Genomic DNA, 19,565 nt, shown 5'->3' on the forward strand with positions numbered 1-19,565 from the left:
GGTCATATTCCGGCTGGGGTAGTCGAGGATGATGGCGCGGTGCTGCGGCAGGTTTCGGGCAGCGCTACCAGCACGAGCAGGAAGGCGCCGCTGGCGATACCCGCCAGGGTCAGGAACGCGGCGTCGTAGCCGGCTGCCTGAACCACCCAGCCGGCAATGCCGGGGCTCAGTGCAGCGCCCAAGCCGAACACGGTCGTCAGTGCACCGAGGCTGACATTGAAGCGCCCGGTGCCTTCGGTCAAGTCCTTGACCACCACCGGAAACAACGCGCCGAAGATCCCGGCGCCGATGCCATCGAGCAGTTGCACGCCCACGAGCCAGAACGGATTATCGCTGACCACGTACAGCACACCACGCAGCGGCAGGATGAGAAAGCCGGCCAGCAGGAACGGCTTGCGCCCCCAGACCTCGGCCTTGTTCCCCGCCAGCAGCGCCATCGGCACCATCACCAGTTGCGCCGCAACGATGCAGGCCGAGGTGAGCGGGGTGGCCAGTCGCAGATCGGTCTGCGCGAGTTTCTGGCTGACCAGTGGCAGCATTGCCGCATTGGCCAGGTGGAACAGCGCGCAGCACACGCCGAACACCAGCAAGGTGCGGTTGTGCAGCAACAGCTTGAGCCCTGCGGGCTGGTCATCGGCGCCTGGGCCGTGCACCAGCCCGCGCGCCAGTTGATGATCGATGGCGGCGCCAGGCACTCGACCCACGGCCACGATGCTGGCCACGGTCATCAGCGCCATCAGGTAGAACACCACCAGTGGGCCGAACAGGTAGGCGAGGCCGCCGGCCAGCAGTGCCGAGCAGGCGTTGCCGGCGTGGTTGAACGTTTCGTTGCGACCGATACGCCGCGTGAACGCCCGCGGGCCGGTGATACCCAGCGAGATGGCGGCAATCGCCGGGGCAAACACAGAGCCGGCCAGGGCCCCAAGCGTCTGTGTCAGGGCTACCCAGCCGAACGACGACAGCCACGGCAGCAGCAGGCAACTGCCGGTGACCAACAAGGCCGCGATCACCACCACGGCGCGCTTGGCCGGTGTGCGGTCGATCAGTGCGCCGGCCGGCGTTTGTGCCAGCAGCGCTCCAATGCCCGCCAAGCTCATCACCAGGCCGATGTTCGCCGGCTGCCACTGCTGCACGGCAAGCAGGTAGATCGCCAGATACGGGCCGAGGCCATCGCGTACGTCGGCCAGGAAGAAGTTCAGCCAGTCCAGCGCGCGTTGCTGAGAAGCCTGGGAGCTTGAGTGTGCCAAGGATGCTGTCTCGAAAAAGCCGTTGGGGCGCAGCCGGCTGCTGCCGTGTGCGCAGGTTACAGTGCAGTGCCTTGGCGATACACGACGCTCGATCCGCGTCGGCAAGCTGCCGATGCCGACACTCACTGCCACCTGTGCAAAAGGACTGTCCTGAAGGGCGATAGGTTCCAGCCGGGCATTGCTGGCCTAGGCCCGTGGAGGGGGATGTGGGCAGTGTCCTGGTGCGTATTGCCGATTGTGGGGCAATGGCGAGAAAACCTGCTAGTCCGGGCGGCCATCGGTGGTTTCGAGCAGGCAAAAAAAGCCCGCCGAGGTGGCGGGCGGTAAACGGCGTAGGGAGCACGCACAACAACAGATTCGGAGGCACCAGCGGCGCTGGCGTTGGCCTGTGGAACATGTCGACACTCTACCCACGGATCGGCTTGGCCTGAAATCAATGCTTTCAATAGTGGTCATTGATGGCATCGTGGGTAGCGCTTACCAGCGCGGTGGGCCGTAGTAGACTGGTGGCGGGCCGTAGTAACGGTGGTACACCGGCGGCGGGGCGGGCACGTAGCGCTCGACCACATACGGCTGTGGCTGGTAGTAGACCGGTGGCGGTGGAGCCTGAACGTACACCGGCGGCGGCGCGTAGACCGGTTGCTGTTCCACGTACACGGTACGGTCACGCCCGCCACTGACTGCCGCGCCGACCACAGCACCCACCACGGCAGCGCCGATGACCGGGCCCGGGCCACCCCAGCCGCCGTGCGCCGAAGCCTGGCCGCTGAGGGCCAGCGCACCAACCAGCAGGGCGATTCCAGGGATGAGACGTTTCATGATCATTCCTCGCAAGACAACCCCACGCTTGGGGCCTGACTACTATGACCGCGCAGAACGCCAACTGCGCACTGGGCAACGGTAAAGGTTGTGTAAGGAGCGACCGGCGGTCACCTCTGTTAGGCTAGATCAATCGTTTCAGCCGTATTTGAGGAGGCGTAGATGAGCATCATCCCTAGCCGGGACACGGTCCTGTGCATTTCCCTGGCCGGTCGCCCCGGCACCTTCGGCGTACGCTTTCACAACCACCTCTATCGACAGTTGGGGCTCGACTACTACTACAAGGCAATGACTACCCAGGACCTGCCAGGCGCCATCGGTGGGATTCGCGCCCTGGGCATTCGCGGTTGTGGCGTGTCGATGCCGTACAAAGAGGCCTGCCTGGCACTGGTGGACGAGATCGACCCGTCGGCTGCTGCCATCGAGTCGGTGAATACGCTGGTCAATGATGCGGGTCGCCTGAAGGCCTACAACACCGACTACCTGGCGGTTCGCCAGTTGTTGCAGCAACACCAGGTCGATCCGCACACGGCGTTCGTCCTGCGCGGCAGTGGTGGCATGGCCAAGGCTGTCGCCTGTGCGCTGCGTGACGCGGGGTTCAGGGATGGCACACTCGTCGCCCGGAACGAGCAGGCCGGGCGGCACTTGGCTGACATGTGCGGCTACCGTTGGTTGCCCGCGATTGACGATATAAGCCCGCCGATGCTGGTGAACGTGACCCCGATTGGTATGGCCGGTGGCCCTGAGGCGCAGCAGTTGGCGTTTCCCGAGACTGCGATCGATGCAGCTGAGTGGGTGTTCGACGTGGTCGCGATGCCCGCGAGCACTCCACTGATCCAGCGTGCCGAGTCGCAGGGCAAAGCGGTGATCACCGGCCTTGAAGTGATCGCGTTGCAGGCCTTGGAGCAATTTGTGCTGTACACCGGCGTGCGGCCTACTCAAGCGCAGGTGGACGCGGCGGTCGCCTACGCCCGGGAAGGCTGAACGCGGGTACGAGGGAAGTGGCGCTGTGCCACCTCGACTCCACGGGTGCGGCGCTCAGAACACCCGTTGCCCATGGTCGAGCTGCTGGTCGACCAGCGCACGGCCATGCGCCAGTGACACATGCTGGGCATTGTCCAGGTCGCTGAAGAACTTCATCGGCATCGACAGGCGCCGGCTGGTATGACCCTGTGGGTCGGTGATCAGGCAGCCTGCGGCATACGGCAGGGGAGCGCCAGGGTGGGGCATCACGCTGGCGGTGATGGTGTGCTCACGGTACTCACAGTGCAGCGATTGCATCGTCCTTACCTCGCTGTGGTCTGGAAGGGCATGTACTTCTCATATACCACGACGAGGGGCCGAGGGGTCCCGGCCCGACGAACGCGCGGCGCGTGCCTCAGCCTTCGAGGTCGGTCGGCTGGATGACTTCGACCCAGTAGCCGTCAGGGTCCTTGATGAAGGCCAGGTGATTCATGCGGCCGTCCTGCAGGCGCTTCTGGAATGGTACCCCAAGGGCTTCGAAACGCGCGCAGGCGGCGCGCACGTCCGGTACCGAGACGCAGATGTGGCCGAAGCCGCGCGGGTCGGTGTTGCCATCGTGGTAGGCGAACGCAGGATCGCTCTCGGTACCGTGGTTGTGGGTCAGTTCGAGCACGCCAGGGATCGACTTCATCCACTGGTGGCGTTCGGCGTCGTCAGCAGGAATCTGCGCGGGGTCTACCAGGGCCAGGAAATACAGGCTGAAGGCGGCTTGCGGGAAGTCGCGCTTGTCCACCAGGCGGAACCCCAGCACACGGGTGTAGAAATCCAGCGACTTCTCGATATCCTTGACGCGCAGCATGGTGTGGTTGAACACGAACTGGGCGGTTGCGGCATCTGGCTGGGCGGTGACGCCGGGCAGGGTATGCAGGTCTTGCAGGCTCATGGGGACTCCAGAATCAGGGTCTAAAACAAGTGGGCCATGATACGGCAGTCAGCCAGTCGCGCAAATGAAAGCGCCCTGCACGGTGGCAGGGCGCTGGAATTAGAGGCCCGCATGTGCGGGCGCGTGATGGGGTCGCTAGTCCTTTAGCTGGTTCGATACTGAAACAGCAGGTGTGAAAAAAGTGTGAAGTGTACGTTGACATTTCATCAGCGTACCCAGCTCTCCACTGCTTGGGCGCCGTACTGTTGCTTCCAGGCTTTAAGGCCTCGATGATTGCCGCCTTTGGTTTCGATCAACTCCCCGGTATGCGGGTTTTCGTAGACCTTCACCACGCGCGGGCGGCGTTGCTGTTTGGCCGGAGTAGCCAGGTTATGGCTCACCGCCTTGGGATCAAGGATGGCGATGATGTCGCGCAGGCTCTTGTCGTAGCTTTTCATCAGCCCGATCAATTTTTGCTCGAACTCGATTTCGCGTTTGAGACCGGCGTCCTTTTTCAAGGCTTCCAGTTGAGCCATTTGTTCCTGAAGCGCTTTTTCGGCAGCACGAAACTCTGCAAGTCTGGACACTGTCATCACTCCTGTAAGTCTGCCGTGGCATGACGTGACGAACATGACTACTTGGACTGAACGCCGGCCACGCGGATAGGTAACACTGTTCGCTCACGAGAGTGTAGTAGCCACTTGCATACGGGTAAACAGCAAACTTAAGGTCAAAATGTCGGGAACTTTGTGGCGTTTTCGTACTGTATGTGAAGTCGCCCGTGCAGGTCGCTGAAAGCGCGTCTAGACCATGGTCCAATGGCCTGTCCCAGAGCGTTCAGCGCACCCTTTACGGTACGTGTGGAGTTATTCCCGTTCCTCGTACAACACCGGTAGTCATTGGCGACCGGGACAATATTCGCTTTTATGTCTGGATGTTCCAATCGCATGTTTGCCGCTTTTCTTCTCGCCCGGGGACGTCGTGTTGTCGGGTTGCTCTTGCTGTGTGCCTGTGTTTCGACAGAAGCGGCCGGTTTTCTTGAAGACAGCCGTGCCAGGCTTGAATCACGCACAGTGTATTTCAATCGTGATTTTCGCGATGGGCGCAGCAGTTCAAGCCAGGGCGAGTCCAAGCGCGAAGAGGCAGCCCAAGGGTTCATTCTCAATGTCCAATCCGGTTATACCCAAGGTCCGATTGGTGTAGGCGTCGATGCCTTGGGCATGGCGGGCTTCAAGCTCGATTCGAGTCCGGCCGACAGTAACAGTGGCTTGTTGCCCTCTACCGGACATGATCCACGCGGTTCGGTCGACCAATACGCCAAGTTCGGCGTGGCCGGCAAGGTGAAAGTGTCGCAGACCCTATTCAAGTACGGCGCCATGATGCCCGATGTGCCCTTGCTCAAGTACAACGACGGACGTTTGTTGCCGACCTTGTTCCACGGTGCCTGGCTGACGTCGCAACAGGTGCGCGATTTCACCTTTACCCTGGCTCGTCTGAACCAGTACATCGCACGTGACTCGACCGACCGCCAGGACATTCGCGTGCATTGCAAGAACAAACGCTATGCCTGCGATATCGAAGCCGACCACTTCGATTTGGGTGGCCTCGACTACCGCTTCAATGATCGGGTCACTGCGCAGTATCAGGTGTCGAAGCTCGACAACATCTACCGCCAGCACTTTCTGGGCGTAGTCGCCAGTCAGCCGTTGGCGGTGGGCTCGCTGTCGACTGACCTGCGTTTGATCAAGAGCGACGACATTGGCAATGCCCGCGCAGGCGAGATCGACCATCGCGCCTTCAGTGGCCTGTTCGGCTACAGTGTGGGCGGTCACAAGCTCAGCTTCGGCTGGCAGCGTATGTTCGGCGAAAGCGCCATGCCTTACCTTGATGGCAGCAACCCATACCTGGTCAACTATGCCCAGGTCAACGACTTCGCTGCCGCTCAGGAACGTTCCTGGCAACTGCGCTATGACTATGATTTCAAGGTTCTGGGTGTGCCCGGCCTGACGTTCCTGACCCGCTACATCAATGGCGACCACATCAAAGTGCCGGGCAGTGACACCCAAGGCCAGGAATGGGAGCGCGACACCGAGCTGCGCTACCAGGTGCAGGGCGGCACCTTCAAGGATGTCAGCGTACGCCTGCGTAACGCCACCTACCGCAGTAACTACGCGAGGTGGGCGCGGGACATGGACGAGACACGGGTGATTGTCAGCTACAATTTCTCGGCGTTCTGACCGGCCGCACTTTGCCAAAGGCGAACGGCCCACCGACAATGCGCGCGGGTAACTAGGCAGACCAGGTGATGAAGCACTTGCTGTTGATCGGTATCGGGCCTGGCGATCCCCGGCAGATCACCTATGAGGCGGTCGATGCGCTGCGCCGTGCAACGGTGTGTTTCGTGCTCGACAAGGGCGCGCATGTCGACGCGTTGCTGCACCTGCGCAAGGCCATTCTGGCGCGCTATCGGCCTGAGGGTGGCTATCGCCTGGTGCAAGTCTCGGACCCGCAGCGCGACACCGAGGCCGTTGACTATCCCGGCGCGGTCCAGGCCTGGCACCAGCAGCGTGCGACGCTGTATGCCCGGCTGATCGAAGAGCAGCTCGGTGCCGGGGACATCGGGGCCTTCCTGCTGTGGGGCGAGCCTGGCTTGTACGACAGTACGCTGCGCATTCTTGAGCAGGTGCGCGGGTGCGGTGTTGCCCTGAGCCTGGAAGTGATCCCCGGCATCAGCAGCCCGCAGGCCCTGGCCGCCCGCCACCAGATCCCGCTCAACCGCGTCGGTGAGCCGTTGACCGTGCTGCCGGGCAGGCGTCTGGCCGCGCAGGTGCGGGTGGACAACGTGGTGGTGATGCTTGATGGGCAGTGCGCGTTCGCCGCGTTGGACGACCCGGCGCTGCACATCTATTGGGGCGCTTATCTGGGAATGCCGGAGCAAGTGCTGATCGCCGGGCCGCTCCAGGCGGTGAAGTCACGCATTCTGCAGGTACGCGAGCAGGCCCGGCGGCGCAACGGATGGATCATGGACACCTACCTGTTGCGCCGTGAGGGCTGAGGCCTGGTTCAGCGCATGGTCACCGCAGTCCTGCGCAACAGGCTCAGCGCTGGCGCAGCATCGCGCCGGTAAAATTGAACAGGCGCAGCTCATCCAGTTGTCCCAGGCTATGCGCCACCTGCCCAAGCAGCGCCGCGCGCTGGCGCCGTGGGTCGAAGCGCAGGCGCAGTAACGGGGCGCAGGCCGATTGGGCGTGCTGCCAGGCCGGCTCGTCCTGATACAGCTCGACGGCTGCCCGCGCGAGCCCCTCGGCAGTGCTCTCGACACGCCCCGGCCACGCGTGTGGCCCACCCATGCCTTCGACGCCTATCGGTGTGGTCACGCTGGGTGTACCGCAGCGCAAGGCGTCGAGCAATTGCCCCTTGACCCCAGCACCTACCCGTAGTGGCGCCAGGCACACGCGGGCACTGCCCATCACCGCCTCCACGTCGGCGACCCAGCCGTGTATATGCAGGCCCTCGTGTGGGGCATGCAGCGCTTGGCTGCGCGCGTCAAGGTTGGCACCGTAAACATGCAGCTGCGCCTCGGGCAAACGCCGACGCAGCATTGGCCAGAGGTTGTGGCGCAGCCACAGCAGTGCATCGAGCGTGGCAGGGTGGCCGAAATTGCCGAGGCTGACAAAGTCGGCGCGCTCGGCGAAGGGGCGCGCCGAAGGCAGCGCATCGACGCCGGGTGGGCAGTGGTGCAGCAGGTAGTCCGGTACACCGAAGCCATTGATCAGCAGGTCCATCTCGGCATCCGAGGTGACCAGAGTCAGGTCGCAGCGCCACAGCGCCGCCAGCTCTCGCGCGCTGAGTGGCGAGCGGGCCATCTGTCGGTACAGCTCAGGCCCCGGGGTGCTGAACAGGGTGTGGAAGTCGTTCGGGTCCAGGCCTTCGATCAGGCGCCGACGCAGTAGCTGCTGGCGCGCATCGCGCAGGCTTTGCAGGCCCCAACTGAACAATATGCACAGCGCGTTCGGCAATTGCTGGCGCAGAACGCGGCCAAAGCGTTCCTCGCTGTCGAAGCGGTCGAACAGCACCACGTCGGCCGTTTGCGTGGCCAGGTTGCTGCCGTCCTCGGCGATGCGCTGCTCGACGATGCCCAGTCTGGCCAGGTCAGCCTTGTAGATGCCTGGCGTGGCCGGGCAGGCGAAGGTGACGTGCCAGCCCTCGGCGCGCACGTGCTCTAGCAGTTGCAGCAGGTGCCGACCTGCGCTGTAGGCTTGCGGCTCGGGCCAGTGAAGGGCAGCGACCAAAAGGTGGGGCATGGTGCAGGGCCTTGAACCAGTGAAAGGCCCTTATTTAAGCATGCGCGGCGCGTTTAGGGGGTGCCTAGGATGCTTAACATCTTTTCGCGAAGCAGCTCGATGCTGAACGGCTTGCCGATCACGTGCATGCCTTCGGGCACCTCCACGTTGTCGGCATAGCCGCTGGCGAACAGTACCGGCAACGTGGGGCGCAACTCACGCGCCTTGGCCGCCAGCGCATCGCCACGTATGTCGGGCAGGCCGACATCGGTCATCAACAGGTCCAGGGGCTGGTTCAGGTCTCTGAGTATGCGCAATGCGGCAGTAGCATCCTCAGCCTCGAGAATCGTATAGCCCAGCTCGTCGAGCACTTCGACAATCAGCATGCGAACGATGTCGTCGTCTTCGACTACTAGCAGGTGCATAGGTACGGGTCCTGTTTCGATGAATGGTCTCTACTCTGTGCGCAGGGCCTTGGCAGAAGTTCCCAAGCTTACCGGTCCATGAAAATAGATGGAACGATTGGCGCGTGCCGCCTTCAAATACTGGCTAAATGCCCTGCCAGTATGGCCAAAGGTGGTTAAACTCGCTGTATAAACCGGCCGGTGTGGCGCAGGGTGATTCACACAAGACGTAGCCGCCAACACTGTTCAATGGACTTTTCGCTCGGGCCTCAATCACATGATTCAAGCAGCCTCGATGGATCAACGCAGCTTTCGCAAGCTGCTCAGCCGCAACGTCGGCCTGCCCTTGGGAGTGGGGCTCTTGGGGGCCGTGGCGTTCGTCGCGGTGGTCAACTACCTGCTCTCGGCCATGCAGTGGGTAGAACATACCGATCGGGTGATCGGCAATGCCAACGAGACCGTCAAGCTGTCGATCGACATGGAAACCGGCATGCGCGGCTTCTTGATCACCGGCGACGAGCGCTTCCTGGACCCCTACGAGGTCGCCAAGCCGCGCATCTTCAGCAGCCTGGACACCTTGCGCGAACTGGTCATTGATAACCCGACCCAGGTTGATCGCATTGACCGCCTGATAGCTCTGCAACGCGCCTGGAACGACTTCGGCAGTGAAATGATCCAGCAGCGTCGCAGCCATGGTGATTACCAGGCGTCCATCGGCAATGGCCGCGGCAAGCGCATCACCGATGAGATCCGCAAGGAATTCGAGGGCTTTATCGGCACGGAACAGCAACTGCGCATGGCTCGCAACCAAACCGTGAGCACGGTCACCGTCACGGCGATCACCGCGTTCGTGCTGTTCATCGTGGCCCTGAGTGCCTTGCTCGCCTACCTTGGGCGTCGCGACCTGCTGGCGTTATCCAACAGCTATGTCGAAAACCTGCAAGGCCAGCAGCGTGCCGCCGAGCGCCTACAGCATCAGGCGTGGCTGCGCACGGGGCAGACCCAGTTGGCCGAACAGGTGCTTGGGCAACTGACCCTGCCGATGCTGGGCGACAATATTTTGCGCTTTTTCGCCACCTACCTGGGCAGCGTGGTGGGCGCAGTCTATGTGCGTGACGATCACGGCCAACTGATCCGGGTGGCCAGTTATGGGCTCGACGCCGAGCATCAGGCCCGCGAGCAGGTGCTTGGCCAGCACGCCGGCCTGCTGGCCCAGGCCCTCCAGCAGGGCCGTCTGCTGCGCCTGGACGATCTGCCTGAGGACTACTATCGCCTCAGCTCAGGCCTTGGCAGTGGCCTGCCGCGCAGCGGTGTGTTGATGCCCGCCCGGCATGATGGTGAGGCCAACGGTCTGGTCGAGCTGGGCCTTCTGCGCCCGTTGCAGGACCGCGACCTGGAGTTGTTGGAACTGTTGGGCGGCAACCTGGGCATTTCCATCGAGACTGCCCGTTATCGCCAGCGCCTACAGGAAGTGCTCGCCGAGACCCAGCAGCTCAATGAGGAGTTGCAGGTCCAGCAAGAGGAACTCAAGACTGCCAACGAGGAACTCGAAGAGCAGTCCCGGGTGCTCAAGGAGTCACAGGCTTACCTGGAGACCCAGCAGGCGGAACTGGAGCAGACCAACGAACAACTGGCCGAGCGCACTGAGGCCTTGGATCGCAAGAACAGCGAGCTGAACAGCGCCCAGCAAGAATTGCAGGCGCGTGCCGACGACTTGCAGCGTTCGAGCAAGTACAAGTCCGAATTCCTCGCCAACATGTCCCACGAGCTGCGCACACCGCTCAACAGCTCGCTGATCCTGGCCAAGCTGCTGTCCGAGAACGCCGAAGGTAACCTCAGTCAGGAGCAGGTCAAATTCGCCGAGTCGATCTATTCGGCGGGCAACGACTTGCTCAACCTGATCAACGATATCCTCGACATTGCCAAGGTCGAGGCCGGCAAGCTCGAAGTACGCCCCGAAACCACGCCGCTTGAACGTCTGGTCGAAGGGTTGCAGGGCATGTTCCGGCCGCTGGCCCAGGACAAGGGCCTGCAATTTACCGTGGAGCTGGAGCACCCTCTGCCTGCGACCCTGTTCACCGACCGTCAGCGCCTGGAGCAGATCCTCAAGAACCTGTTGTCCAACGCCATCAAGTTCACCGAGCGAGGTCAGGTGAGCCTGCGTATCAGCCATCAGATGGGAACGGGGATCGTGTTCGCCGTGCGTGATACCGGCATCGGCATCGCCGCCGACCAGCACCAGGCGGTATTTGGCGCGTTCCATCAGGTCGATGGCACCAGCAACCGCAAATACGGCGGGACCGGACTTGGCCTGTCGATTTCACGCGATCTGGCGCACCTATTGGGTGGGCAGATCAGCGTCGACAGCAGCCCAGGGCAGGGCAGCGTGTTCAGCCTGATCCTTCCCGAGCACTTCGAAGCGTCTGAGCAACTGCCGGTTCACAGCCTGCGTCCGGCCGTGGACGAGCTGCCGCCAGCCCCGGCCTTGCCCGCGCCGGCGCGTTCGGAGCGCTCGGCCCCGGCCTTTGCCGACGACCGCGAGCTGGCGCCGTTCAGCAACCGCTGCATCCTGGTGATCGAGGACGAACCGAACTTTGCGCGTATTCTCTACGACCTGGCGCACGAACTGGGCTATAGCTGCCTGGTAGCCCAGGCCGCTGACGAAGGCTTCGAGTTGGCCGCCCAGTACCTGCCCGACGCAATCTTGCTGGACATGCGTCTGCCCGATCATTCCGGGCTCACCGTGTTGCAACGTCTCAAGGAGCAGCCTGGCACGCGGCATATCCCGGTGCACATTATTTCGGTGGAGGACCGGGTCGAGGCGGCCATGCACATGGGCGCGGTGGGCTATGCCGTCAAGCCGACCAGCCGCGAAGAACTCAAGGAGGTGTTCGCCCGCCTGGAGGCCAAGCTCACGCAGAAGCTCAAGCGCATCCTGCTGGTGGAGGACGACGATCTGCAGCGCGAGAGCATCGCCCGTCTGATCGGTGACGATGACATCGAGATCACCGCCGTAGGCCTGGCTCAGGAGGCGCTGGCGCTGCTGCGCGAGCATGTTTACGACTGCATGATCATCGACCTCAAGCTTCCCGACATGCTCGGTAACGAGCTGCTCAAGCGCATGACCTGCGAGGACATCCGCAGCTTCCCGCCGGTGATCGTCTACACCGGCCGCAACCTGACCCGCGAAGAAGAAACCGACCTGCTCAAGTATTCGCGTTCGATCATCATCAAGGGCGCACGCTCGCCCGAGCGCCTGCTCGACGAAGTGACGCTGTTCCTGCACAAAGTCGAGGCGCAGTTGTCCAACGAACGGCAGCGCATGCTCAAGACCGCCCGCAGCCGCGACAAGGTGTTCGAAGGGCGCAAGGTGCTGCTGGTGGACGACGACGTGCGTAACATCTTCGCCCTTACCAGCGCGCTGGAGCACAAGGGGGCCATCGTCGAAATCGGCCGCAACGGGCGCGAAGCGATCGAGGTGCTCGAGGCCAACGATGACATCGACCTGGTGCTGATGGATGTGATGATGCCGGAAATGGATGGCTATGAAGCCACTCGGCTCATCCGTCAGCAGCCGCGCTGGCGCAAGCTGCCGATCATCGCCGTGACCGCCAAGGCGATGAAAGACGACCAACAGCGCTGCCTGCAGGCAGGTGCCAATGATTACCTGGCCAAACCGATCGATCTGGACCGCCTGTTCTCGCTGATACGGGTCTGGTTGCCGCAATTAGAGCGAATTTGAAATCTTGACCAGTGACCGCAACACCGACATTGAAATCCGTTTGCTGATCGAGGCCATTTACCTCAAGTACAGCTACGATTTTCGCGACTATTCCGGCGCTTCGATCAAGCGTCGTATCCTGCATGCCATGCGGCAGTTCGAGTGCCGTACGGTCACCGCCCTACAGGAGCGCGTGCTGCACGACCCCGGTATGTTCATGGAGTTGCTGCAGTACCTGACTATTCCGGTCAGCGAGATGTTTCGCGACCCCGGGCATTTCCTGGCGCTGCGCAACGAGGTGGTGCCGCTGCTGCGCACGTGGCCGTCGATCAAGGTCTGGATCGCCGGTTGCAGCACGGGCGAGGAGGTTTACTCCATGGCCATCTTGCTGCGCGAAGAAGGCCTGCTGGAACGCACCATCATCTACGCTACCGACATCAATCCCCACTCGCTGGAGCGCGCCAAGCAAGGTATTTACTCGATGCAGAGCCTGAGCGAGTACGAGGAGAACTATCGCCTGGCGGGAGGACGCCGGGATTTTTCCGAGTACTACACCGCCGCCTATGGCAACGCGATCATGGACAGCAGCCTGCGCGAGAACGTGACGTTCGCTGACCACAGCCTGGCCACCGATAGCGTGTTCTCCGAAACCCAGTTGGTGTCGTGCCGCAACGTGCTGATCTACTTCAACAAGGCCCTGCAAGACCGGGCGCTGGGGCTGTTCCATGAGTCGCTGTGTCACCGCGGCTTCCTGGTCTTGGGCAGCAAGGAGTCCGTGGACTTTTCGGCTTACAGCGAGCGTTTCGAGCCGCTGGTGCGCCCCGAGCGGATCTACCGTAAATCATGAAAGGCATCCGCGCAGTGGTCATCGGCGCTTCGGCGGGCGGGGTGACGGCGTTGCTCAACGTGCTGGGCGCATTGCCGCGGGATTTCGGCCTGCCGGTGCTGTGCGTGCTGCACCTGCCTGACCGACGCCACAGCCAGCTGGCCGAGGTGCTGCAACGGCGCTTGCAGTGCCCGGTGCGCGAGGCTCAGGACAAGGCACGCATCGACAACGGTGTGGTGTATGTCGCCGGGCCTGGCTATCACCTGTCGGTCGAGCGCGACTTCACCTTGTCCCTCAGCCAGGAGGAGCCGGTGCATTTTTCGCGCCCGGCCATCGATTATCTGTTCGAGTCGGCGGCCGACGCCTACGGCCCGAGCCTGCTCGGCGTGCTGCTCACCGGGGCCAATGAAGATGGCGCCCGAGGGTTGCTGCGAATCAAACAGAATGGGGGGCGGACCGTGGTCCAGGACCCCCGCGATGCACAGGTGGCGATGATGCCCGAGGCCGCGTTGGCCCTGCACAGCCCAGACCATATTCTTTCTTTGAGCGGTATCGGGCAGTTGCTCGCCACCCTGGAATCCAGCGCATGCTAAGCCACATTACCGCCAAATTGCTGATCGTCGACGACCTGCCAGAGAACTTGCTCGCGCTCAATGCCTTGATCCAGGGCCCGGACCGAGAGGTTCACCAGGCCCGCTCGGCCGAACAGGCCCTGTCGCTGCTTCTCGAACATGAGTTCGCCCTGGCCATCCTTGATGTACAGATGCCTGGCATGAACGGTTTCGAGTTGGCTGAACTCATGCGCGGTACCGAGAAGACCCGCAACATCCCCATCGTATTCGTGACCGCCGCCGGTCGCGAAATGAACTACGCGTTCAAGGGCTACGAAAGTGGCGCGGTGGATTTTCTGCACAAGCCGCTGGACACCGTTGCGGTCAAGAGCAAAGTCGCCGTGTTCGTCGAGCTATTCCGCCAGCGCAAGGCCCTGGATCGGCAGTTGCAGGCACTGGAGCGCAGTCGCGCCGAGCAAGAGCAGTTGCTGACCCAGCTACAAGTCGCACGGGTTGAACTGGAGCGGGCGGTGCGCATGCGTGACGATTTCATGTCGATCGTTTCCCATGAGGTACGCACACCGCTCAATGGCCTGATCCTGGAAACCCAGCTGCGCCGGATGCACCTGGACAGGGGCAACCTGGCGGCGTTCAGCGAAGACAAGCTCAAGGCCATGGTCCAGCGCGACGAACGGCAGATCAACAGCCTGATCCGGCTGGTCGAAGACATGTTGGACGTCTCGCGTATTCGCACCGGCAAGCTGTCGATCCGGCCAAAGGTATTCGACCTCGGTCAGTTGGTGCAGGGGCTGGTGGAAACCTTTGCCACCCAGGCCCAGGCGTTGGGTACGCGCATCGAGCTGCAGAGCTGCGGGACCTTGCCGGGCGAGTGGGACGAGTTTCGCATCGAGCAGGTGCTCGCCAACCTACTGTCCAATGCCTTGCGTTACGGCGAGCGCAAGCCGGTGCAGGTACGCGTTTTCGCAGATGGCGCGATGGCTTGTGTGCAGGTACAGGATGCCGGTATCGGCATCAGTGCGCAGAACCAACAGCGGATTTTCCAACAGTTCGAACGCGTAGCGGCCCAGCAGGCCTCCGGTGGCCTGGGCCTTGGGCTGTATATTTCCGAGCAGATCGTGTTGGCCCATGGTGGGCGGATCCAGGTGTTCAGCACTGAAGGGCAGGGTGCCACGTTCAGCGTCTACCTGCCGCTGCCTGCACTGTCGCAACAAACCGACCACGTGCAGGCAACCTCCGCGTAAGCGTGGGGTCTGATAGCTATCCTATTGAATTCGAAGGCGTTGTCATGAGTGAAGATGCACAAGATGTGGTGTTGATTGTCGAGGATGAGCCGGCCATCCGTATGATCCTGCGCGATTACCTGGCGGGTGAGGGCTACCATGTGTTGGTGGCCGAAGATGGCGAAGAGGCATTCGCGATTCTGGCCAGCAAGCCGCACCTGGACCTGATGGTGACCGATTTCCGCTTACCTGGTGGCATCTCCGGGGTAGACATCGCCGAACCTGCTGTGAAGCTGCGCCCGGACCTGAAAGTGATCTTCATCAGTGGCTACCCCGCCGAAATCCTTGAGTCCGGCAGCCCCATCGCACGCCGCGCGCCGATTTTGGCCAAGCCGTTCGATCTGGATACCCTGCACCAGCAGATCCAGACATTGCTGTGCTGAGTCACGCCTGCAAGCCTGTCGTTGCATACGGCAGGGGCTGGTCGGGGGCCTGCGCCTGCGCCACCCGCTCCAGCACATCCAGCAATTGCACGAACGCCTGTGTCAAACGGTGCGTGGGCGCCAGGTGAACCAACGGCACACCGGCCTGGTGTGATTCACGCATCTTGATCGAACTGCTCAGGTACACCGGCAGCACTGGCAGCCCTTGATCACGCAACTGATCTACCAAGGTTTGGTGCAGCGCGGTACGGCCTGCGAACTGGTTCACCACGATGCCCTCGACCTGTAGCGCGCTGTTGTGCTCTTCGCGCAACGCTTGCACCTCAGCCATGACACTGTGCAGCGCCTGGCCCGAGAAACTGTCGCAGTCATAGGGAATCAGCAGTCGCTCAGCGGCGACCAGGGCGCTGAAGGTGAAGAAGTTCAGCGCCGGCGGTGTGTCGATGTAGATCCGTTCGTAGTCTGCCGAGAGTGCCACCAGCAGCTTGCGCAGCTTGTTGATCTTGAACTTGCTCTGCAGTTTGTCCTGAAGTTCGGCAAGGTCCGGGCTTGCGGTGATCAGGTGCAGGTTGGCGTAGCGCGTCTCGGTGATCGCGACGCGGTGTTTCTTGCCGCAGGCCGCGTGCGGGGCCAAGGTCTGGCGGAAAAAGTCGGTGATGCCCGAGGGGATCGCCGCACCGGTCAGGCCGGAGAGGTAATAGGTGGCGTTGGCCTGGGGGTCGAGGTCCACCAGCAACGTGCGGTAGCCTTCTGCGGCGCTGGCAGCGGCGAGGTTGCAGGCGATGCTGGATTTGCCGACGCCGCCTTTGCGATTGAACACGACACGACGCATGGTTGGATCGTCCTTGATGGAAAATGTCAGAGCGAAGTCAATCCTATGACGGCAACATGACAGTATTAAGACAGGGCGTGGCACTGCGCGAGCGCAAGTACCGCGCCAGAGCAGTTGTGCAGTATGCTCGTCGTTCACTTCAACGCAAGGAGGCCACCATGGGTGTGCGCGGCAACGACCGTCAGGTCGATAACATCGAGTTCAACGTGAGCGATATCGCCCGCAGCAAGGCGTTTTATGGCGAAGTGTTTGGTTGGCAGTTCGTCGATTATGGGCCTACCTACACCGAATTCAGCGATGGTCGCTTGACCGGTGGCTTCAGCACGGGCGAGCCGGTGCGTCCAGGAGGCCCCTTGGTGATTGTCTACGCCGACGACCTGGCACACACCCAGCGCCGCATCGAAGCGGCAGGCGGACGCATCAGCCGCGCCGTATTCGCCTTTCCGGGCGGACGACGCTTTCACTTCCTCGACCTAGATGGCTACGAGCTGGCGGTGTGGTCGACCAGCGAGGCGTGACAGACGCGGTTGCGTCCATGCTGCTTGGCCAGGTAGAGCGCTTTGTCCGCCGCATTGAGGGCGTCTTCGGGCGTGCTGTCGGGGGCCTGCGGCCAGTGCGCGACGCCCAGTGACACGGTAATACTGCCCACCGGATCGATCGGAGTGTGCTGCACGGTGCCGCGCAGGCGTTCGGCCACCGTCGCGGCCACCGCCAGGCTCGCCTCGGGTAGCAGCATGAGGAACTCTTCGCCGCCGGTGCGGCACAGCACATCGCCTTCGCGGCAAGCGCCGCGCATCAGTTCGGCTAGGCGTTTGAGCACCTGATCGCCGACGTCGTGGCCATGCCCATCGTTGACGTGCTTGAAGTGGTCGACGTCCAACACGATGACGGCAAAGCTGCGGGCTTCTTCTTCCAATCGCGCTATCGCCACGGTCAGGCCCCGGCGGTTGACCAGCCCGGTGAGTGGGTCGGTACGCGCATCGAGGTCGAGCCGACCGATGCGTTCGTGCATCAGGTTCAGGCCCAGCAGCAGTGCACGCTTGAGTTCAGCCGCCTCGAAGTACCACGCGGGTACTCGTTCGATGCGCTCGCTGGTGCCGTTGCGGTCCATGCTGCGCGCGCCTGCGGCCAGTTGCCAGAGCGGACGCGCGATGATCAGCGCCAGCCACCAAAGCAGCAGGCAGCCCAATAGGGCCAGCGGCGCCGAAATCCCCACCACGTTGAGGACCAGATGGTTCAGCGGCGCCACGGTCGCGGCCAGTGGCTGCTGTGCGACCACGCCCCAGCCTGTAGTGGGCACCGTGGCGTAGCCGGCGAGCATCTGCACACCCTGGCTGTTGATTACCGCGCGGGTGCCGCCGGGGGCGGTGGCCAGCCCATCGATCAGCGTGTTGCCTTCGACCTGCGTACCGACCCGCTGGCCATCGGGGTGATAAAGCAGGCGACGGTTACGGTCGACCACATACAGGTACGAGCCGTCCTGATAGAAATGTTCGCCCAACAGGCTATTGAGGATGTTGCGTTCACGCAGGTAAAGACTACCGCCCACGTAGCCCAGGTAACGGCCTTGGGCATCGAACACCGGCTGCGACAGCATCACCACGAGGTTGTTGGCCGCCGACAGGAACGGCGTGGACACCAGCGTGCGACGCTCGCGCAGCGCTTGCTGGGAACCGGGGGAATTGGACTGGGTGCCGATCAGGTGCTGCAGCGAAGCCGGCGAGATGGCGCGTAGCACGCCGTTGGCATCGACCAGGAAGGTCGAGTTGAACGCGTAACTCTGGTGCAGCACACGCTCGGTTTCTGCCAGCTGCGCCGCGTCGTTACCTGATTGGTGACTCTGCACGCCAGCGCTGAAACGCAGTTGTTGCAGCGCATTATTGATGAAGGCGTCGGTAATCGCGGCGAGCTTGGCGGCATACACGCGATTGGATTCCAGCGCATGGTCGATCAACAACTGGCGCTGTACGCGGTAGCTGGCGAAATAGCTGGTCAGTAGCATTACCAGCGCAGTTAGCGCGCAGAGGACCAGAATCAAGGTGCGCAGGTCCAGGCGCAGTCCGAGCTTGGCGTATGGCAATCCGTGTCTCGCAGGGCGGTGATGAATGATTACCTTACTCGCTAAGGGGTTACCTTGCCATCGGCATCGCGTGGCGGCTGCAACTGTTCAAGCGCGATGTTCACCTCACGCATACGCTGCTCGACAATCGCCTGGACCTTGGGGTCGTTGGCGCTTTCGCGCATCAGCCGATTGAGCTTCTCGCCCAGGCGCTTGCCTTCGTCGGTCTCGCCCAGCGCCTTGGCCTTGGCCGGGTCACGGGTGGCTTCGACGATGCGGGCGAACTCCTGATCGTTGAAGTGCTTCTCGCTGTACAAACGGTACAGGTCCTGGCGTTGGTCCTCGACCGTGAGGTGCTGGCGCAGGATTTCGCGGATCTTGGCCTCGGGCACCTGGCGATGGGTCATAGCCAGCAACTGTGCCATGCGTTCGATGTTGTGGTCGTAGGCTTCCTGCAACGGCAGGTTATCGACGATCTGTTGTTCGCGGCTGGGTTTCTGGTCGCAAGCCGTCAGGGCGGTGAGCAGCAGCGCGAGCAGGCATTTACGCAGAAGGGGCATGGCAGGGCCTTGGGCACGGTTCAAGGCGGCGAGTGTACTGCATGCCAGCCCCCTGCCAGGAGAGGGCTGGGTAAAAAAAAACCAGAGTCTCGACTACAGCAGCAAGGTCGACCAGGCCGACACCAGCAACAAGCCTGCAAGGCCCTGGTTGAAGCCGCGCAGCGCCTTTGGCGAACGCAGCCAGCGAGCGCTGCCCAGGCCTAGCAAGACCCACACCGCCATGCACGGTATTGCGACCAGCAGGAACACCAGCGCCAGCCTCCACACTGGCAGCACGGGCGTGGCAAACACCCCGACCACTGCCACTGCCATCAGCCACACCTTGGGGTTGATCAATTGCAGGGTGGCCGCGCTGCAGGCGCTCAAGCGACTGCCATTGGCCGCCTGCAACGGCTCGCCGGCGGCGCGTAGCAGGCGCCAGGCCAGCCAGCTCAGCCACAGTACGCCGGCCCCACTCATCAGCTGTTGCGCCAGCGGATGGCGCAACAGCACTTCGCCCAGCCCCAGGCCGACCATCAGCACGATCGCCGCAGCTGCACCGCAGGCTGCCAGCACGGGCCCCAGGCTTGCGCGCAGGCCATGTTGGGCACTATGCGCGAGCAGCAGCAGGTTGGTCGGCCCCGGGCTGATGCTGGCGGCCAGGGCAAAGAGCAGAAACGGCAGGAGGGTAGGCGACATGCGAAGGGCTCCGGTC

20 protein-coding genes are annotated in these 19,565 nt (G+C 62.5%); 9 read left to right on the forward strand and 11 right to left on the reverse strand.

The features are described from left to right. Nucleotides 1-2: 2 nt before the first annotated feature. Both FEM01_RS01175 and FEM01_RS01180 read right to left on the reverse strand, forming a co-directional pair. Complete coding sequence (locus tag FEM01_RS01175; RefSeq protein WP_138217459.1) at nt 3-1,247, reverse strand: MFS transporter; 1,245 nt, start codon at nt 1,245-1,247, stop codon at nt 3-5. Nucleotides 1,248-1,724: 477 nt separating this feature from the next. Beyond that, nucleotides 1,725-2,066, reverse strand: a complete 342-nt coding sequence (locus FEM01_RS01180) for a hypothetical protein (RefSeq protein WP_138217460.1) — start codon at nt 2,064-2,066, stop codon at nt 1,725-1,727. A gap of 162 nt (nt 2,067-2,228) precedes the next feature. Here FEM01_RS01180 and FEM01_RS01185 point away from each other — a divergent pair, with 162 nt between their 5' ends. Then, nucleotides 2,229-3,050, forward strand: coding sequence for a shikimate 5-dehydrogenase (locus FEM01_RS01185; RefSeq protein WP_138217461.1), 822 nt, complete (start codon nt 2,229-2,231; stop codon nt 3,048-3,050). Nucleotides 3,051-3,104: 54 nt separating this feature from the next. On the opposite strand, the gene FEM01_RS01190 is transcribed toward FEM01_RS01185, so the two are convergent. From FEM01_RS01190 to FEM01_RS01200, 3 genes are all read right to left on the reverse strand, one after another. After that, nucleotides 3,105-3,347, reverse strand: a complete 243-nt coding sequence (locus FEM01_RS01190) for a hypothetical protein (protein ID WP_138217462.1) — start codon at nt 3,345-3,347, stop codon at nt 3,105-3,107. A gap of 97 nt (nt 3,348-3,444) precedes the next feature. Further along, the gene (gene gloA, locus FEM01_RS01195; RefSeq protein WP_138217463.1) at nt 3,445-3,972 is read right to left on the reverse strand and encodes a lactoylglutathione lyase; all 528 of its coding nucleotides are present in this window, start codon (nt 3,970-3,972) and stop codon (nt 3,445-3,447) included. A 206-nt stretch (nt 3,973-4,178) separates the two neighbouring features. Beyond that, entirely contained in the window at nt 4,179-4,538 is a 360-nt protein-coding gene (locus FEM01_RS01200; protein WP_138217464.1) for a histone-like nucleoid-structuring protein, MvaT/MvaU family, read from the reverse strand. 360 nt (nt 4,539-4,898) lie between these two features. On the opposite strand from FEM01_RS01200, the gene FEM01_RS01205 reads away from it, so the two are divergent. Next, the gene (locus FEM01_RS01205) at nt 4,899-6,188 is read left to right on the forward strand and encodes an OprD family porin (protein WP_138217465.1); all 1,290 of its coding nucleotides are present in this window, start codon (nt 4,899-4,901) and stop codon (nt 6,186-6,188) included. A gap of 68 nt (nt 6,189-6,256) precedes the next feature. Beyond that, nucleotides 6,257-7,006 carry a precorrin-6A synthase (deacetylating) gene (cobF, locus tag FEM01_RS01210; protein WP_138217466.1) on the forward strand — a complete coding sequence of 250 codons (750 nt, stop codon included), beginning with the start codon at nt 6,257-6,259 and terminating at the stop codon, nt 7,004-7,006. Between the two features lie 43 nt (nt 7,007-7,049). On the opposite strand, the gene FEM01_RS01215 is transcribed toward cobF, so the two are convergent. Both FEM01_RS01215 and FEM01_RS01220 read right to left on the reverse strand, forming a co-directional pair. Next, on the reverse strand, nt 7,050-8,255 hold the full coding sequence (locus FEM01_RS01215; protein WP_138217467.1) for a glycosyltransferase family 4 protein: 1,206 nt from the start codon (nt 8,253-8,255) through the stop codon (nt 7,050-7,052). Between the two features lie 53 nt (nt 8,256-8,308). Further along, entirely contained in the window at nt 8,309-8,659 is a 351-nt protein-coding gene (locus tag FEM01_RS01220; protein ID WP_138217468.1) for a response regulator, read from the reverse strand. A 256-nt stretch (nt 8,660-8,915) separates the two neighbouring features. Between FEM01_RS01220 and FEM01_RS01225 the strand changes: the two genes are divergently transcribed. From FEM01_RS01225 to FEM01_RS01245, 5 genes are read left to right on the forward strand one after another with little or no spacing between them, the layout of a single operon-like run. Then, nucleotides 8,916-12,380: a response regulator gene (locus FEM01_RS01225; RefSeq protein WP_138217469.1), complete on the forward strand. Its 3,465-nt coding sequence runs from the start codon at nt 8,916-8,918 to the stop codon at nt 12,378-12,380. A gap of 4 nt (nt 12,381-12,384) precedes the next feature. Further along, nucleotides 12,385-13,206: a CheR family methyltransferase gene (locus FEM01_RS01230; protein WP_138217470.1), complete on the forward strand. Its 822-nt coding sequence runs from the start codon at nt 12,385-12,387 to the stop codon at nt 13,204-13,206. After that, a complete protein-coding gene (locus FEM01_RS01235) occupies nt 13,203-13,778 on the forward strand; it encodes a chemotaxis protein CheB (protein ID WP_138217471.1) in 576 nt (191 codons plus the stop codon). The genes FEM01_RS01230 and FEM01_RS01235 overlap by 4 nt, the downstream gene beginning before the upstream one ends. Continuing rightward, entirely contained in the window at nt 13,772-14,998 is a 1,227-nt protein-coding gene (locus FEM01_RS01240; RefSeq protein ID WP_138217472.1) for a hybrid sensor histidine kinase/response regulator, read from the forward strand. Before FEM01_RS01235 ends, FEM01_RS01240 begins: the two co-directional genes overlap by 7 nt. A gap of 44 nt (nt 14,999-15,042) precedes the next feature. Next, nucleotides 15,043-15,420 carry a response regulator gene (locus tag FEM01_RS01245; protein WP_138217473.1) on the forward strand — a complete coding sequence of 126 codons (378 nt, stop codon included), beginning with the start codon at nt 15,043-15,045 and terminating at the stop codon, nt 15,418-15,420. A gap of 1 nt (nt 15,421) precedes the next feature. Here the strand turns inward: FEM01_RS01245 and FEM01_RS01250 are convergent, their stop codons facing one another. Then, nucleotides 15,422-16,252, reverse strand: a complete 831-nt coding sequence (locus FEM01_RS01250) for a ParA family protein (RefSeq protein ID WP_138217474.1) — start codon at nt 16,250-16,252, stop codon at nt 15,422-15,424. 158 nt (nt 16,253-16,410) lie between these two features. Between FEM01_RS01250 and FEM01_RS01255 the strand changes: the two genes are divergently transcribed. Then, nucleotides 16,411-16,770, forward strand: coding sequence for a VOC family protein (locus FEM01_RS01255; protein WP_138218149.1), 360 nt, complete (start codon nt 16,411-16,413; stop codon nt 16,768-16,770). Here the strand turns inward: FEM01_RS01255 and FEM01_RS01260 are convergent. The 3 genes from FEM01_RS01260 to FEM01_RS01270 all read right to left on the reverse strand — a co-directional run bounded on the left by FEM01_RS01260 (nt 16,734) and on the right by FEM01_RS01270 (nt 19,549). Next, the gene (locus FEM01_RS01260; RefSeq protein WP_138217475.1) at nt 16,734-18,332 is read right to left on the reverse strand and encodes a GGDEF domain-containing protein; all 1,599 of its coding nucleotides are present in this window, start codon (nt 18,330-18,332) and stop codon (nt 16,734-16,736) included. The genes FEM01_RS01255 and FEM01_RS01260 overlap by 37 nt on opposite strands. A 41-nt stretch (nt 18,333-18,373) precedes the next feature. Beyond that, nucleotides 18,374-18,871, reverse strand: a complete 498-nt coding sequence (locus FEM01_RS01265; RefSeq protein ID WP_138217476.1) for a hypothetical protein — start codon at nt 18,869-18,871, stop codon at nt 18,374-18,376. Between the two features lie 93 nt (nt 18,872-18,964). Beyond that, complete coding sequence (locus FEM01_RS01270; RefSeq protein WP_138217477.1) at nt 18,965-19,549, reverse strand: LysE family translocator; 585 nt, start codon at nt 19,547-19,549, stop codon at nt 18,965-18,967. Nucleotides 19,550-19,565 lie beyond the last annotated feature (16 nt).

The organism is Pseudomonas mosselii, assembly GCF_005796105.1.
GTDB lineage: Bacteria > Pseudomonadota > Gammaproteobacteria > Pseudomonadales > Pseudomonadaceae > Aquipseudomonas > Aquipseudomonas mosselii_C.